Origin of the sequence: Streptomyces niveiscabiei (genome assembly GCF_033794345.1) — a bacterium.
GTDB classification, from domain to species: domain Bacteria; phylum Actinomycetota; class Actinomycetes; order Streptomycetales; family Streptomycetaceae; genus Streptomyces; species Streptomyces niveiscabiei.
In genome coordinates this window covers 107,662-123,335 of record NZ_JARAYJ010000011.1, presented here as the reverse complement: position 1 = coordinate 123,335, position 15,674 = coordinate 107,662, and the positions used below count along the sequence as shown (strand labels likewise).

The window sequence follows — 15,674 nt, the reverse complement described above, 5'->3', positions numbered from 1 at the left end:
ATCATCGCCGGGCGGGGGCGGTGGCTCAAACGGCTTTCGGGCCTCGGGCGGCGCCGGCCGTCTTGCGGCGGATCGTGGGCGCGGAGGTCACGGGGAGCGGGGCGGGGCGTGCGGCGAGGCCCTTGAGGACGACGGCGGTCGCGGCGGTGACGAGGGTTCCGGCAGTGACGGCGAACAGGAACAGCGGCAGCCTGCCGATGTCCGCGGCGGCGAGGACACCGCCGTAGGGGACGGTGATCGTGGCGTCGAAGGTCATGGTCAGGGCCCCGGCGACGGCCCCGCCGGCCATGCCCGCCGGAAGCACCCGCAGCGGGTCGGCGAGGGCGAAGGGGACGGCGCCCTCGGGGACGCAGGCCGCGCCGAAGAGCCAGGCGGCCTTGCCGTAGGCGCGTTCGGCCGGGGTGAAGAGCTTGCCGCGGACGAGGGTGGCGAGGCTCATGCCGAGCGCGGGCACCATGCCGGCCGCGACGACGGCGGCCATCATCGTCATGTCGGTCGGGTTGAACTTGGCGGGGTCGACGCCGCTCACGCCCGCGATGCCGAAGGCGACGGCCGCCTTGCCGATCGCGCCGCCGAGGTCGCAGCAGACCATCAGCCCCAGGAGCGCGCCGGTCAGCACGAGGTGGTTGAACTCCAGCCACACGAGCTTGCTGTGCAGCCATCCGGTGAGCGCGGTCAGTTGCTCCCCGACGAGCGCGATGACCAGCGCGGCGGTCACCAGGCTCGCCGCCAGCGGGACCAGTACGGCCGGGGCGGGGTCCCGCAGCGCCGGTGGCAGGGGGATCCGGGCGAGCGCCAGGGTGGCCCCGCCCGCGACCAGGCCCGCCAGCAGCCCGGTGAGGACGCCGCCCTGGACGCCCATGGCGGCCATGCCGCCCAGCAGGCCGGGCACCAGCGCGGGCCGCCCGGCGATGCCGTACGCGAGGTAGGCCGCCAGGCCCACCGGCAGGAAGCCCAGGCCACTGGCGCCCAGTCTGAGCAGGAGCGCGGCCCAGGTGTGGGGCCGGGTCCAGTCGGCTTCGGCGAGGATGCGGTCGGCGGTGTCGGTGAGGCCGGGGCCCGCCATGACGAGGGCGAGGACGCTCATGGTCGCCGCGATCCCGGTGAAGGGGGCGAACCAGGGGACGCCCGCGGCCCGCCAGCGGCCGGTTCTCAGGCCGACGGGCGGCGTCGGGGCGGCGTCCCGCTGGGGGCGGGCGGGCTTGCGGGGGCGGGACATGGTGGCTCCAGTAGGGGAAGTGAGGGGGGTGTCGCCGGCCGACGTGGGGGAAGCGGCCGGCGACGCTGGTGCTCCGGGGACGTCACCTGGTGACGACGTCGACCCCGAAGTCCTGGGTGATGGCCGCGATGTTCACGCCGACCATGTGTTCGCGCGAGCAGTGGCAGGGGCTCGACGCCTGCCAGACCACGCCCGAGTGGCCGCCGACGATCCACGCGCCGGACTCGGTGTCGTCCGTCGTGTAGATGGGGGCGCCGGAGTCGCCCGGCTGCGTCAGCTGCCCGTTGTCGTAGGCCGGCCAGTTCGTGCCGCCCTGGTCGTAGACGAAGCCCTTGCCGTCCCGGATGCAGTTGACGCCGCCCGAGTAGCAGATGCTGAACCTGCTGTTGGAGATCGGGTGGCCGCAGTGGTTGAACGACACGGAGCCGCTCACACACACCTTGGTGCCGTTGTCGGGCAGTTCCGTCCCGTGGACGAACATCGAGGCGCCGCTGCCGGCGAGGCCCCCGGTGAACATGAAGCTGTCGTAGGGCTTGGCCGTGTTGCCGGACAGCAGCTCGGTGTCGATGTTCTGGTTGCGGCGGGTGACCTGGCCGACCCAGTTGCCGAAGCCGTTGTTCTGGCCGCGGCTGTAGACGTGCGTCAGGTTGCCGTAGCAGTGCCCGGCGGTCGTCATGTAGAGGTGGCCGGTGGTGTGCTGCTTGACGGCGAAGCCGGCCGTGCACTTGTAGGCCTGGGTGCCCTCGGTCCCGATCAGGGCGGCTCCGGCCCAGAAGGGCTGGGCGTCGGCGAAGCGGCTCTGCTGGGGTTCGAGGCGGGCGTGCTGGATGTCGACGGCTCCCGGATAGGCGCTGGTCAGCGACTTCGTGACGGAGTCCGGGGCGTCCGTGTAGACCGTCACCCTGTCGGTGGCGGCGTCGTACGAGCTGGCCACGCCGTACTTGTCGGCGTCGGCGTTCCAGGTGCGGTCGGTGACCGTCGTCTGGATCTTGTCCAGGGTGTCCTTGCTGAACCGGCTGGCTTGGACGGTCGTCCGCGCGTTCGCCGGGAGCAGGTTCTCGACCTTGGCCCTGACCGCGTCCGGTGTGCCCGCGGCGAGCCTGAGCACCGTGCCGGAGTCCGCGACGCCGAGCACGGCGGGGGTGGCGGCGAGGTGGTCGAGCTGCTTCCACTGGCTCTCGCTGGGAGCGGCTGGTACGGCCGCCGGGGCGGTGGCCGACGCGAGGGCGACGGTCGGCGCGCCCACGGCGAGCACGCCCGCGGCAACCGCCGTCAGGACCAGCCGGATCGGACGGTGTCTCACTTGCACGGCTCCTCGATTCACTTGTCGGAGGGGGGATACGTGCGCAAAGGAACCGGAGGTTCGTGACGACGGCCCGACGGTCTGATCACAGCCGGCGATCAGTGGGCGCGCCCGTGGACACAGGTACGGGTCCATCGTTCGGGTGATACGGCTGGACGGGTGAATCCGCGAGGCGGAATGATTCTCCCGTTCCCGTGCTTCACCGGGGGCGCATCGACCACATGTTCGCACTTTTGAAGCGGATGCCTTGACGGACTCTCAGCATTCAGTCGCTCCTCTGCTTTCCGTGGACACCCCGGCCGTATTTCCCGTATCGCGGCGGCGCGCCGGTGATTTCACCGCCGCTTTCGACGCGGGCGTCTTCCGCGAGAGCTCCGAAACCGCCCTCGCCGTCCTGGAGGGGAATCTCACCGACCGCTCGGTGCGGGGGCTGGACCTCACCGACCCGGAGGTGCTGTCGCGGGCCGCCCGCGCCCTGATGACGAGCGAGTCGCGGCAGGTCCCGGCGTACGACGCGCGGCGGCTGAAGGCGATCCTCGACCTGTACGTGCGGACCGGGATCCCCGTGTACTCTCCGGGCTACATGGGGCGCCAGTTCTCCGGGGTCGTGCCCCTCGCCGCGGTCGTCGACTTCGTCAGCTCCGCCGTCAGCCAGCCGTCCTCCTTCTACGAGGCCGGTCAACTCCCCAACGTGGCCGAGCGGATCATGGCCGAGGAGCTCAACCGTTTCATCGGCTGGGAGCCCGGCACGTTCGCCATGGTGACCACGTCGGGCGGGTCGCTGGCCAATCTGACGGCCCTGCTCGCGGCGCGCAACCGGCACTTCCCGACGTACTGGGCCGAGGGCGGCGCCGCGCAGGGCGGGGCCGGGCGGCCCGCGATCGCGGTCGGCGCGGACGTGCACTACAGCGTGGAGCGCGCGGCCGGTGTGATGGGCATCGGCGCGGGGCAGATCGTCCGGCTCCCGCTCGACGGCCGGCAGCGGATCTGCGTGCAGGGGGCGCGCGCCGCCCTGGAGGGGGCCGGGGAGCGCGGCCTGAAGGTGTTCTGCCTGGTGGCCTCGGCGGGGACCACGGCGGTCGGCGCCTTCGACCCGCTGGCCGACCTCGCCGCGCTCGCCCGGGAACGGGACATGTGGCTGCACGTGGACGGGGCGCACGGGGCGAGCCTGCTGGTCTCCGAGCGGCTGCGGGACAGGCTGCGCGGGATCGAGGAGGCCGACTCCCTGACCTGGGACGCGCACAAGATGATGTACGTGCCCGCGCCGTGCACCCTGCTCTTCTACCGGGACGGTCCGCAGAGCCTGGGCGCGTTCCGCCAGCGGGCGAGCTACGTCTTCGACGAGCACCCCGAAGCGCACGGCGAACTCGACAGCGGGGACAAGAACTTCGAGTGCACCAAGCGCCCCATGATCATGACGCTGTGGACGCTGTGGGCCCTGTTCGGCCCGGCGCTCTTCGCACGGAAGACGGAGCGCTTGTGCCGGCTGGCCGGGGAGGCCCATCGCATCGTCGAGGGCGAGCCGGATTTCCGCACCCTGCACCTGCCGGAATCCAACATTCTCTGCTTCCGCCACCATCCGGACGGCCTCGAAGAAAAGGACGTCCACGGTTTTCAGGTGGCGATCCGGGACCGCGTGCGGCGGCGCGGGAAATTCTTCATCTCGAAGGTCGACATCGGCGGTGTCGCCGCGCTGCGCATCGTCGTGATGAACCACGACATCACGCCCGTACATTTCCGCATGCTGCTCGACGAGATCCGCCGGACCGGACGGGAACTGCTGCGGCGACGAACAGGGGACGCACCATGACCACCACCGCCTTCCCGCATCCGGCCCTGCCCGTGGAGGACCCCGCCGGGCTCGCGGCCCGGCTCATCCCCGACGACGAGTGGCGGCCCGCCTCCGTCGACGCCGTCGAGCAACTCCCGTCGTTCAGGAGCAAGATGCGCGCGTGCGCGCACGCCCTGGGGACGCCGTACAGCGAGGTCCCGTACGCGGTGCAGGACGCGCTGGTGCTGCGCCGGCTCCAGCAGATGGTGCACACCGTCCTGCTGAACCCCCTGTGGCGCGGCACGCTGCGCGGCGCCGGGATCACCGGGGCGCCGCGCGGTCTCGACGAGTGGCAGGCGGTGCCGCTCGCGGACAAGGAGGTCCAGCGGGACTTCTTCATGGACGGCCGCGAGGGCATGGTCGTGCCGCTGGAGCGCGGCGGGTTCGAGATCGTGGCGAGCGGCGGCACCTCCAGCGGGCGTCCGCTGGAGACGGTGTACTCGCTGCGGGAGCTGTGGGACACGTACCGGGTCGCGGGCGGTTTCCTGGGCGCCCACCAGCTCGCCCCGCGCCTGACCGGGGCCGGCCCGAAGTGGCTGTACACCACGCTGGCCGACTACCAGATGTGGAGCAGCGGCACGATGGTCGGCGGGGTCCTCCAGAACGTGCCGGGCGTCAACTACGTGGGCGCGGGCCCGGTCACCGCCCCGGTCCTGGAGCACATGTTCTCCTACCCGGGGCCGAAGGCCCTGATGGGGATCACCGCCGGGATCGCGATCCTCAGCGACCTCGGCGCGGGCATGAACCGGGCGGCGCGGGAGAGTTTCCGGCTCGCCCTGTACGGCAGCGGGGTGCTGCCGCAGCGCAAGCGGGCCGAGCTGCGCGCCGTCTACCCGAACGTGGAGATCCTCAGCTACTTCGCGGCGACGCAGGCGGAGACCATCGGCCTCCAGCTGGACCCCGCCGTGCCCGAGCTGTCGGCCGTACCGGGTCTGCATCTGGTCGAGATCGTCGACGAGCAGGGCCGCTGGGTCCCCGAGGGCGCCGAGGGCGAGCTGGTGGTCACGCGGCTGCACGCGCACGAGGCGCCGCTGCTGCGGCTCAAGCTGGGCGACCGGATGATCCGCAGGCCCCGGCCGCGGGGGCCCGGCGTGCAGGCTGAGCGGTTCGAGTTCGCGGGGCGTACCGGTGACGTCCTGCACCTCAACGACAGCCAGTACTCGGCGACGGCCGCGCTGGCCGGGCTCGGCGAGGAGCTGCGGGCGGCCGGCGCGGTGGATCTGGACGCGGTGGCCCACGAGGTGCAGTTCGTCAACCGGCGCGAGGCGAAGCTGCTCACGCTCCTCGTGTCGGTGGACAACGCGCGGGAGGCGGCGTACCGCACGGACGCGGTGCTCGGTCCGCAGGGGGTGCGGCGGGTCTTCCTGGACGTGCTGCCGCGGGCCCTGTCGCTGTTCAACCACGGCGAGGCGAATCCGGCGGCGATCGACCGGACCGGGTACGGCTTCCGCGTCCAGTTCGTGGTCAAGGGGTCGCCCGAGATCGAGCGGACCGACGTCGGCAAGGTGCCGCTGGTCCGGGACCGCGGACTGTAGCGGACCGTAAGCGCCCTCCCCTTCTCCCGGACGCTCACCTCCAGGCTGGAGCCAGTATGAAACCGCAGGTCAACGTCGTCGCCCTGGTCGACTGCATCGGGGCGCTCTCCGACCGCACCCTCCTCAACGGGAACCTGTCGCTCGTGGACGACGGCCCCTTCCACAGCACGGGGCAGGGGACGCCGGATCTGTGCACCGTCGTACGGCCGGGCCAGGTCGTCCGGTGGCAGGCCCTCGCCGTCGACCTCCAGACCCCCGTGGAGATCAGGAGCATCACGTTCCTCGGCGCGCCCGGCGCGGACGACGCCTACCGGCCGTCGCACTGGGACGAGGAGGGCGAGAAGCTCGACCTCGACATCTGGGCCGGGATCGTGCCCCCGTTCATGGGCGTCGGGGTGGCGCACAGGTACCGGCTGGAGCTCCAGATGTACGAGGGCAGGAACAGCGTCATGTACGTCGACTCGCCTGCGCTGATGTGCGTGTGACCGGGCCGGTCGCGAAGCCTTCGCCCCTCGGCCCTAGACCCTCGACGAGAAAGGCAGGTCCATGCCTCAACAGTTGGGCATCATCGTGCTCGTGGACACCGCCAACGCGCTGGCGGACAGGACGCTGAGCGGCAACACCTACTGGTTCGACAACCAGAAACTGCACGGCTCCGAGAACCAGGGCACCGAGAACCTGGTCTCCGCGATCAACGGGTCGCACTGGATGGACGGCTCCCAGGCGACCGAGCAGGTCCTCAACTGGCTGCCGTACAGCCTCGGTTCGCTCCCGCCGAGCGTTCCGCGCGGCTACCGGGCGGAGCGTTCCCGGTTCAGCGACGAGGAGGCGCTGGCCGATCTGGAGGCCGTCCTGAACAGCCCCGGCGTGCCCGACGCCGCCCGCCTGGAGCGTCTGCGCCAGACACTGGGCAAGCGGACCAGGGGCCGCGGGGACGGCCGCCCGGGCGAGAAGGTCCTCGACGTCACCGGGAATCTCGTCACCGACGTCGCCGGGCAGGCGCACACGTATCCGCCGCCGGTCATCACCGACATCTACGGCCAGGCCGTGGACGAGAAGATCATGTACCCGGCCGAGTACGGCTCCCCCGACCTGGTCACCGACGGCTGGTACTGGGCGGCCTCCGTCGACACCTCGCGGCCCGGCGTCTACCCGTACACGCTGCGCGTCCAGCTGCACGACCTGGTGGCGCGCGACGGGGACGTCGGCTGGGAGCCGGTGAACTTCACCTGCCGGTCCACTCTCAAGATCACCACCGAGGCGAAGCGCAACGGCTTCACCAGGGCGGGCCTGGGCTACCTCCCCGTCCCGCCCCAGAGCTGAGGAGCAGCAGATGGCCAAGGAGACCGAGCCGAAGCGCCCGGCGCCCGCCGCCCGGCCGATCACCATCACCGCGGTCGTCGACGCCGTCGGAGTCCTCGCGAGCGACAGCACCGAGGGCGAGGTCTACTTCTACGACACCAACAAGGCGGCGGGCTCGACGGGGTTCGGCACCGGCGAGCTGCGGACCAAGGTCAAGCAGGGCGACCAGTTGCTGTGGAGCACGATCGCCCTGGAGTGCGAGGCCCATGTCGCGATCGCCGCCATCGACATCGACAGCGACGTCTGCGAGCCGCGGCGCGAGGTGTACCCGGGCACCGACGTCTCGTTCTGGACGGCCGAGGTGAAGACGGACCTCGACGGCGCCGTCCCCTACCGGATCAGCTTCCAGGTGGGCACGAGGACCGAACCGATCACCGCCGTCCAGTCGCCGTCCCTGGTGGGGTAGGCGCACCCGAAGGAGGAGTCGATGAGCGCCACGCTCGAACCGGCCCGCAAGAAGCAGAACCCCGGCCAGCTGAACTCGGTCCAGCTCAACATCGTCACGCTCGTCGACATGGAGAAGGCGGTCGCGACCCGGACCCTGAGCGGTGCGATGTACATGATGGACAACAGCATCGGCGGCGTCGGCCAGGGCACGCACCGGCTGGAGACCCTCTGCAAGCAGGGCCAGGTCATCAACTGGATCATCCGGCCGATCGACATGGAACGGCGCGTGGACGGCACCTGGCCGCCCATGCCCAGGATCACCGCCATCGTCGTCCTGGACGTCGAGGAGGGCGACGAGGAGGACGTCGCCGAGACCAAGCTGCTCACCGAGCTGAAGATCTACGGCGGCCCGGACCGCATGCGCTCCCCGATGACCCCGGTCTACTCCTACTGGGCCGGCACCGTCCTGAGCACCGCGAAGCCGGGGCTGTACCGCTACCGCCTCGTGGTGGAGCTGGAGCAGGACGGCAAGAAGGAGCGGGTGTACCTCAACACCGAGGAGCATCCGGCGCTGCGGGTGGTGGCGGTGTGACATGCGTGAGGCTTGGGGTTGCCGTGTGCCGTACGCCGGCCGGGGTGTGAGGCGTCGTGCGCGGGCGGCCTGACCCCGATCCCGGTGTACCGCGTATGGCCCGGCACGACTGGTGGGGTGTCGTTCTCGAAGCGCCCGATCCTCACGAACTCGCCCGCTTCTACGCGGAATTGCTCGGCTGGCCCATCGTGAAGGAGGACGCCGACGGGGCCGCGGTCGCACCCCCGGAGGGCGTCGCGTATCTCGGTTTCCAGCGTGCCGACGGGTACGTCCCTCCGGTCTGGCCCCCGCACGAGGGCTCCCCGCGGATGAGCGCGCACCTCGACTTCGAGGTCATCGATCTCCGTGTCGCCGTCGGGCATGCGCTTCAACTCGGGGCGAGGGAAGCCGAGTCGCAGCCGCAGAGCAACGTCCGTGTCCTGCTCGACCCCGCCGGGCATCCCTTCTGCCTCTACACCGACGGCCACGGTTAGGGTGGCTCGATGCCGCTCGTGGAGATCACTTACGCCCCGCACGTCGCTCCGGACACCTTGCGTGAGCTCGGTGCCGTCCTCCCCCATCTCGTGTCTGTCGCCGTGGAGTGTCCCGAGGAGCCCTACGACGGGGAACTCCAGCCGGGGGACGTGGAGTTGCGGTTCCGCTCGCTCGGGCCGTACGACCGCTGCGGGCTCGATGTCGTGATCGAGGTGCGGTCGAAGTGGTTCGAGAGCCGGGCAAGGAACCGTCAGGAGCGGGTGGACGCACTGCACGCGGGGATCGCGTCGGCGACGGGTCTTGAGGACTTCGGCGTGTACCTGTCGCTGCCGGTGGCCGCGTGGTCCCAGGGGGACTGACCGGTGGACCTCGCCGCGCGGCTGCGTCACGTGTACTGGATCGGCGGGAGCCCCGGCGCCGGCAAGTCGACGATCGCCCGCGGGCTCGCCGTACGCCAGGGCCTGCGTCTGTACGTCACGGACGACACGATGCCGGACCACGCCGAGCGCACCACGCCCCGGCAGGCGCCGTTCCTGCACGAGTTCATGGCGATGTCCATGGACGAGCGGTGGGTGGACCGGTCGCCGCGCACCATGTTCGAGACGTTCCACTGGTACCGGGGCGAGGGCTTCGGCCTGATCGTCGAGGACCTGCTGCGCCTGCCCCGGGACCGGCCCGTGATCGTCGAGGGCTTCCGCCTCCTCCCCCACCTCGTCCACCCCCTGCTCCCCGCCGCGCACCACGCCGTCTGGCTCCTCCCGACGCCCGCCTTCCGAGAAGCGGCCGTCTCGGGCCGGTCGGCTCCCGGCGAGGGGTTCGTCTGGCGGACCAGCGACCCGGAGAAGGCCGCACGCAATCTCGCGGAGCGGGACGCGATGTTCGTCGAACGGCTTGAGGAGGAGACCGGCCGCCTGCACCTGCCGGTCGTGCGGGTCGACGTCACGATGACGGAGCGGCAACTCACGGACCGCGTCTGGGGGATGTTCGGGTTCTGACGCCGCAGGCGGAGCGAGCGGCCCGCCTCGACTAGGACACCTTCTGGCCTAGTCGCGCCCTACCGTCGCCGGTGACGCACTTCGGCGAGAGGAATCCCATGTCTGCGCAGCCCAGCGGTTACACCACCGTCGCTCCTTGGGTCGTCACCGAGGACACCGGTGCGTTCCTGGATTTCGTGGTGGACGTGTTCGGGGGTGAGGAGTTGGGGCGGGTGGTGACCGAGGACGGGGCCGTCGGGCATGGGGAGGTGCGGGTCGGGGACACCGTGGTGCTGGCGTTCGACCGGCGGGAGGACTGGCCGGTGATGCCGAGTCTGCTGCGGGTGTTCGTCGAGGACGCGGACGGCGTCGTCGCGCGGGCCGTGGCGCGTGGGGGACGGGTGGTCACGCCCGTCATGGACAGTGCTTTCGGGCAGCGGGGCGGGCGGGTGCGGGATCCGTTCGGAAATGTGTGGTGGGTGGTCCAGCATGTCGAGGACGTGGCCGAGGAGGAGATCTGGGAGCGGATGTCGTGGCCCGAGCATGTCGAGGGGATGCGGGTCGCGCAGGAGACGCTGGACGTCGAGCTGAGCGGGCGGCGGCAGGGGCGCGGCAGCGCGCCGGTCAGGGGGTGAGGCCGAGGTCGACCGCGGCGTCCAGGAGGGGGCCGAGTTCCCGGGTCGCGGTGTCCAGGGCCCGGGTGCTCTGTTCGGCGCGGGCGATGAGGAGGGCGCCTTCGATGGTGCTGATCATGAGGGTGGCGAGCGGGGTGGCCCGGTGTTTCGGTACGCCCATCCCGGTGAGGGCGGCGGCCACCGCGCCGGTCCAGCCGGCGAAGGCGTCGGACGCGGCGTCCCGGGTCGAGGGTGTGGTCTTGGCGCAGTCGACGGTGGCGGCTGCGACGGGGCAGCCGCCCGCGTAGCCGGTGGTCTCGTACTCGTCGGTCCACTGCCGGACCATCTCGGCGAAGAGTCCGCTGGGTGTCGGTGAGGGGAGGGCGGCCAGGAAGCGGGGTACGCGGTTTCCGGCGTAGCGGCCGGCCCATTGGACGGCCTCGTTGACCAGTTGTTCCTTGCCGCCGGGGAAGTAGTGCTGGAGCGAGCCGCGTGGCGCCTGCGCGTGGGCGGCGACCTCGCGCATCCCGGTCGCGCCGACTCCGTCGCGCCGGATGAGCTGGGCCGCGCTGAAGACCATCCGCTCGCGTGGTCCGCGTTCCGTCACTCCTGGCCTCCTCTTCCGTGTCCTCCGTGCCTCCGTGTCCTCGGAACAGTCTATGACCGCCGTCATAACGCGGGCTACCATGACAGTGGTCATAGTCCGGGGAGAGTGGTGGTGCGGCATGTCGTACGTGGGCTTCGTCGGTCTCGGTGTCATGGGACAGCCCATGGCCCTCAACCTGGCGCGCGCGGGAACCCCGCTCGTGGTGTGGAACCGTTCACCGGGTCGGTGCGAGCCGCTGCGTGCCGCCGGTGCCGAGGTCGCGGCCAGTGCGGGCGAGGTGTTCGAGCGGTCCGGCACGGTCGTGCTGATGCTGGCCGACGAGGAGGCCGTGGACGCCGTGCTGGGGCGGGGGACGCCCGGGTTCGCGGCGCGGGTCGCGGGGCGCGTCGTCGTGCACATGGGCACCACGGCGGCCGAGTACTCCGCCGGGCTCCAGGAGGAGGTCCGGGCGGTGGGCGGGCGGTATGTGGAGGCGCCGGTCTCGGGGTCGCGGGTCCCGGCGGAGCAGGGGCAGTTGGTGGGGATGCTGGCCGGGGACGAGGATGCCGTGGCGGCCGTGCGGGAGCTGCTGGCGCCGGTGTGCCGGGAGACGTTCGTCTGCGGGGCCGTGCCGGGGGCGCTGCTGATGAAGTTCTCGGTGAACCTGTTCCTGATCACGCTGGTCACGGGGCTCAGCGAGGCGTTCCACTTCGCCGGGCGGCAGGGGGTGGATCCGGCGCTGCTGCGGGAGGTTCTCGACGCCGGGCCGATGGCGAGCGCGGTGTCGCGCATGAAGACGCCGAAGCTGGTGGAGCGGGACTTCGGTGTGCAGGCCGGGGCGGCCGACGTGCTCAAGAACAACCGGCTGATCGCGGAGGCGGCTCGGAAAGTGGGCGTGGCTTCTCCTCTCCTGGATGTGTGTCACGCGTTGTTCGGGGAGGCGGTGGAGCAGGGGCACGGCGGGGAGGACATGGTGGCGGTGGTTCAGGCGATCGAGAAGCGGAGTGCGGCGGTGTGAGCTTCCAGCCGACCACGGGCCGAGGAGGCGGCGCCTCGGCCGAATGGCCGGTTGTGGGAGGGGTTTCGGGCGGGAGACCTGGCCGTTCGGCCGATGTGAGGTGGGGGTGGGACGGCCGAGACTGGAGGCGGCGGGACTCGCCCCGCCGGCCGTGTCGCGGTCGGGGAGCCGTCTCGTCGCCGACACCCGCTCCGTGAACGGAGGTGCCCCTCGTGGCCGTTGCCCTCGCCGCCCCTGCCCGACCCGCCTCCTCGGGGTGGTCGCGTCCCCGCCGGGTGCCGTTGCTCGCGGCGCTCTCGATGCTCCCCTTGTATGTGGTGTGGGCGCTGTTCCGGGCCAACGGCGGCGGTGACCTGGCCGCGCAGGAGGCGTGGGCCCGGTTCGCGGCCGACCACGGGGACTCGGCGTACGGCCTGTTCTGGTTCGGCGGCCTGCACACGGCGAACTACAGCCTCATCTCTCCCTATCTGATGGGGTATTTCGGCGTCCGGACAGTCGCCGTGGTCTCGGGGATGGCGGCGAGCTGGCTGGCGGCCGAGCTGTTCGTGCGCTCGGGGATGCGCCGGCCGCTGGCTCCCGCGCTGGTGGCGGCGTTCGGGCTGTGGGTGAACGTGGCGGCGGGGCGGGTGACGTTCGCGCTCGGGGTCGCCTTCGCGCTGGCGGCGTGCGTGGTGCTGGTGGGAGGGCGGCGGCCGGTGCCGGCCGCCGGGTTCGCGGTGCTGGCGACGGCGGGCAGTCCGGTGGCCGGGCTGTTCCTGGTGGTCGCGGGTGCGGCGTACGGGCTGGTGCGGGAGTGGTGGCGGGCCGTCGCGCTGGCGGTCCCGCCGTTCCTGGTCGTGGGGGTGACGACGCTGCTGTTCCCCTTCGACGGGGAGGAGCCGATGGCGTCCGGGCGGGTGTGGTGGCCGATGGGGCTCGGGCTCGCCGTGGCGGTGTGGGCGCCGCGCGGGTGGCGGGTCGTGCGGTTCGGGGGTGCGGTGTACGCGGCGGGGGTCGGGCTCTCCTATCTGCTGGCGACGCCGATCGGCAGCAATGTGGAGCGGCTGGCGCTGCTCTTCGCCCCGGCGGTGCTGCTGGCGGCCCTGGTCTCGACGGCGCCGGGAGCCCGGCTGCGGCGCGGTGGGCTCGCGCTGGCGCTGGCGGGGTCGCTGTTCTGGATGGGGTCGGGGACGCCCGTGTCGTTCGTGGAGGGGTCGAGTCGGGTCCCCGCGTGGGCGGCCGACACCAAGGGTCTGCTCCAGGCCCTCGACCGGTTCGACGCGGGGCGGGGGCGGGTGGAGGTCGTTCCGGCACAGGACCACCGCGAGGCCGCCGTCCTGGCACCGCACGTCAACCTGGCGCGGGGCTGGAACACCCAGCTGGATGTGGAGCGGGGCCGGATCTTCTACGACGGGACGCTGACGCCGGCCGCGTACCGGACGTGGCTGGACCGGTGGGCGGTGGGTTTCGTCGCCGTCCCGGACGCCGTGCCCGATCACTCGGGGGCCGCCGAGGCTCAGCTGATACGGCGGCGGCCGGACTGGCTGGAGCCGGTGTGGGGCGACGCGCACTGGACGCTGTACCGGGTGCGGGACGCCGTGCCGCTGGTCTCCGCGCCCGGGGAAGTGGTGCGGGCGCCGGAGGAGGACGCGTACCTCGTGGTGTACCTGCCGAAGGCGGGTTCGGTGACCGTGCGCCTCGCCTACTCGCCCTGGCTGCGGGCCGACAACGGGGCCTGCCTGCGCGGGGACGGCGAGTTCACGCGGCTCACGGCGCGGGCGCCGGGGATCTTCCAGATCTCCTCCCAGTACGATCCGACGGTCTCCCTCCCGCAGGCCGGGCACCGGCAGGGGTGCTGATGGGGGACGGACGTGAATCCGCGGCTTCGCAGCGAGGAAGTGAGCACCGTATGCGCCGTCATGGGCGACCCACCCGGCCCGCCGGACCGTCGGACCGGGCAGGCCGTACCCGTCAGGGTCCTGAGGGGACGGACCGGGTCCGGCAGGGCCTGGACCGGGAGCTGGAGCAGCTCGACGGCGCGTCCTACAGCCGCTACCGGGGGCTGACGGGGCAGTGGGAGCTGCCCGGGGGTGTGGTGCTGGAGATCGTGCGCGGGCAGGCCGACCCGTACGCGCCGCCCGCGCGGGTCGCCGTCCGGGTGCCGGGCGAGCGGGCGGGCTTCCCCCGGGAGTTGTGGGACTCGGCGGTGCGGCGGCGGGCGCTGGCCGGGTATCTCGTGCGGCGGGCGGCGCGGGAGGTGGACGGGGAGCGGGATCTGCACCTGGACGCGGGCGGGCAGGAGGTGCTGGACCGCAACTCGTGCACGGTGGACGCGGGGGACGGGTCGGTGACGTTGCGGCTCGGGGTGGCGTTGCCGGGGCCGCACCGGCGGATCGACGGGCGGGCGGCGTGGCGGCTGTTGTGCCAGGTGCTGCCGCGGGTCGCCGAGCGGGCGCTGTGTCTGGCGGCGCTGGACGGCGGGCGGGTGCGGGAGTTCGTGGCGGCGGTGGAGGACTCGGCCGCGCTGCGGGCCGCGCTGCCCGGGCTCGGTCTGGTGGGGTTCGTCGCGGACGGGTCGCTGCTGGCCCGGCGGACGGGGGCGGACGACCGTCCCGCGCGGGGCGAGGGCGTGGTGGAGTTCCGGTCGCCTCAGGAGCTGCGGGTGACGGTGGAGTTGCCGCACGCGGGGGCGGTGAGCGGGATGGGGGTGCCCGAGGGGGTGACGTTGATCGTGGGGGGCGGGTTCCACGGGAAGTCGACGCTGTTGCGGGCGCTGGAGACGGGGGTGTGGGACCACGTTCCGGGGGACGGGCGGGAGCTGGCGGTCTCGGTGGCGGACACGGTGAAGATCCGGGCGGAGGACGGGCGTCCGGTGGAGCGGGTGGACGTGCACGCGTTCGTCAGCCATCTGCCGGGCGGGGCGGACACGGCGGACTTCTCGACGCCGAACGCGTCGGGGTCGACGTCGCAGGCCGCGTCCCTGTGCGAGGCGGTGGAGAGCGGGGCGCGGGTGCTGCTCATCGACGAGGACACCGCCGCGACCAACCTGATGATCCGGGACGCCCGCATGCAGGCGCTGGTCGCGAAGGAGCGGGAGCCGCTCACGCCGCTGGTGGACTCGGTCCGTTCCCTGCACCGGGATCACGGGGTGTCGACGGTGCTGGTGATGGGCGGGAGCGGTGACTATCTCGAAGTCGCCGACCGGGTGGTGATGATGGACGCGTACCGGCCGTACGACGTGAGCGGGCGGGCGCGGGAGATCGCCGCCGTGCCGACGGGGCGGCGGGCCGAGGCGGACTCCTTCCCCGGGGTCGTCGCCCGGCGGGTCGACCCGGCGTCGGTGGACTCCACGGCGAAGGGGCGCAGCCGGGTGCGCTCCCGGGGCACCGACTACCTGGTCTTCGGCGAGCACGACATCGACCTGCGGGCCGTCGAACCCCTCGCCGACGCCTCCCACGTCACCGGCATCGGCCTCGCCCTCGAACTCCTCGTCCGCCACGGCCACCTGACCCGTGACCGCACGCTCGCCGAGGCCCTCGACCTCCTCGACGCGGACTTCGCGGGCGCGGACCCGGTCGCCGCGCTGCGCACGGTCCACGACGACGACTTCGCGGTACCGCGCCGCCACGAGATCGCCGCCGCGCTCAACCGGCTGCGGGGGGTGAGGGTGCTGCGCTGAGGGTGTGCGGGGCGGCGGCCCGGCCATGCCCCCGTGCGACCACTGCGGCGAAACTTTCCCCTCTGGTCGTACCCGGTCCCCGTGAGGCAACCTGTACAAGATCACACCGTGCGTATCCGCC

General features: G+C 72.2%; 16 protein-coding genes. 13 read left to right on the top strand and 3 right to left on the bottom strand.

Annotated features, from left to right (window positions below):
• Window positions 1–25: 25 nt before the first annotated feature.
• Window positions 26–1,219, bottom strand: a complete 1,194-nt coding sequence (locus tag PV682_RS17715) for a PTS fructose transporter subunit IIC (RefSeq protein ID WP_319730833.1) — start codon at window positions 1,217–1,219, stop codon at window positions 26–28.
• 82 nt (window positions 1,220–1,301) lie between these two features.
• Window positions 1,302–2,522, bottom strand: coding sequence for a chymotrypsin family serine protease (locus tag PV682_RS17710; protein ID WP_319730831.1), 1,221 nt, complete (start codon window positions 2,520–2,522; stop codon window positions 1,302–1,304).
• Window positions 2,523–2,808: 286 nt separating this feature from the next.
• Between PV682_RS17710 and PV682_RS17705 the strand changes: the two genes are divergently transcribed.
• The 10 genes from PV682_RS17705 (at window position 2,809) to PV682_RS17660 (ending at window position 10,312) form a co-directional block, all read left to right on the top strand.
• Window positions 2,809–4,332 (top strand): pyridoxal phosphate-dependent decarboxylase family protein, encoded by a 1,524-nt coding sequence (locus tag PV682_RS17705; RefSeq protein ID WP_319730829.1) that lies wholly within the window; start codon window positions 2,809–2,811, stop codon window positions 4,330–4,332.
• Complete coding sequence (locus PV682_RS17700; protein WP_319730827.1) at window positions 4,329–5,888, top strand: phenylacetate--CoA ligase family protein; 1,560 nt, start codon at window positions 4,329–4,331, stop codon at window positions 5,886–5,888. Before PV682_RS17705 ends, PV682_RS17700 begins: the two co-directional genes overlap by 4 nt.
• Before the next feature lie 56 nt (window positions 5,889–5,944).
• Window positions 5,945–6,373, top strand: a complete 429-nt coding sequence (locus PV682_RS17695) for a hypothetical protein (protein ID WP_319730824.1) — start codon at window positions 5,945–5,947, stop codon at window positions 6,371–6,373.
• Between the two features lie 61 nt (window positions 6,374–6,434).
• Entirely contained in the window at window positions 6,435–7,211 is a 777-nt protein-coding gene (locus PV682_RS17690; RefSeq protein ID WP_319730823.1) for a hypothetical protein, read from the top strand.
• Between the two features lie 10 nt (window positions 7,212–7,221).
• The gene (locus PV682_RS17685) at window positions 7,222–7,656 is read left to right on the top strand and encodes a hypothetical protein (protein ID WP_319730822.1); all 435 of its coding nucleotides are present in this window, start codon (window positions 7,222–7,224) and stop codon (window positions 7,654–7,656) included.
• Between the two features lie 21 nt (window positions 7,657–7,677).
• Complete coding sequence (locus PV682_RS17680; protein WP_319730820.1) at window positions 7,678–8,229, top strand: hypothetical protein; 552 nt, start codon at window positions 7,678–7,680, stop codon at window positions 8,227–8,229.
• Window positions 8,230–8,324: 95 nt separating this feature from the next.
• Window positions 8,325–8,702: a VOC family protein gene (locus PV682_RS17675; RefSeq protein WP_319730818.1), complete on the top strand. Its 378-nt coding sequence runs from the start codon at window positions 8,325–8,327 to the stop codon at window positions 8,700–8,702.
• A 9-nt stretch (window positions 8,703–8,711) separates the two neighbouring features.
• Window positions 8,712–9,062, top strand: coding sequence for a hypothetical protein (locus PV682_RS17670; RefSeq protein ID WP_319730816.1), 351 nt, complete (start codon window positions 8,712–8,714; stop codon window positions 9,060–9,062).
• Between the two features lie 3 nt (window positions 9,063–9,065).
• Entirely contained in the window at window positions 9,066–9,698 is a 633-nt protein-coding gene (locus PV682_RS17665) for a hypothetical protein (protein ID WP_319730815.1), read from the top strand.
• A gap of 98 nt (window positions 9,699–9,796) precedes the next feature.
• Complete coding sequence (locus PV682_RS17660; RefSeq protein WP_319730813.1) at window positions 9,797–10,312, top strand: VOC family protein; 516 nt, start codon at window positions 9,797–9,799, stop codon at window positions 10,310–10,312.
• Here PV682_RS17660 and PV682_RS17655 read toward each other — a convergent pair.
• On the bottom strand, window positions 10,302–10,871 hold the full coding sequence (locus PV682_RS17655; RefSeq protein WP_319731049.1) for a helix-turn-helix domain-containing protein: 570 nt from the start codon (window positions 10,869–10,871) through the stop codon (window positions 10,302–10,304). The genes PV682_RS17660 and PV682_RS17655 overlap by 11 nt on opposite strands.
• Before the next feature lie 145 nt (window positions 10,872–11,016).
• Between PV682_RS17655 and PV682_RS17650 the strand changes: the two genes are divergently transcribed.
• From PV682_RS17650 to PV682_RS17640, 3 genes are all read left to right on the top strand, one after another.
• Entirely contained in the window at window positions 11,017–11,895 is an 879-nt protein-coding gene (locus tag PV682_RS17650) for an NAD(P)-dependent oxidoreductase (protein WP_319731047.1), read from the top strand.
• Between the two features lie 212 nt (window positions 11,896–12,107).
• Window positions 12,108–13,733, top strand: coding sequence for a glycosyltransferase family 87 protein (locus PV682_RS17645; protein ID WP_319730811.1), 1,626 nt, complete (start codon window positions 12,108–12,110; stop codon window positions 13,731–13,733).
• Window positions 13,734–13,783: 50 nt separating this feature from the next.
• Window positions 13,784–15,553 carry an ABC-ATPase domain-containing protein gene (locus PV682_RS17640; protein ID WP_319730808.1) on the top strand — a complete coding sequence of 590 codons (1,770 nt, stop codon included), beginning with the start codon at window positions 13,784–13,786 and terminating at the stop codon, window positions 15,551–15,553.
• Window positions 15,554–15,674 lie beyond the last annotated feature (121 nt).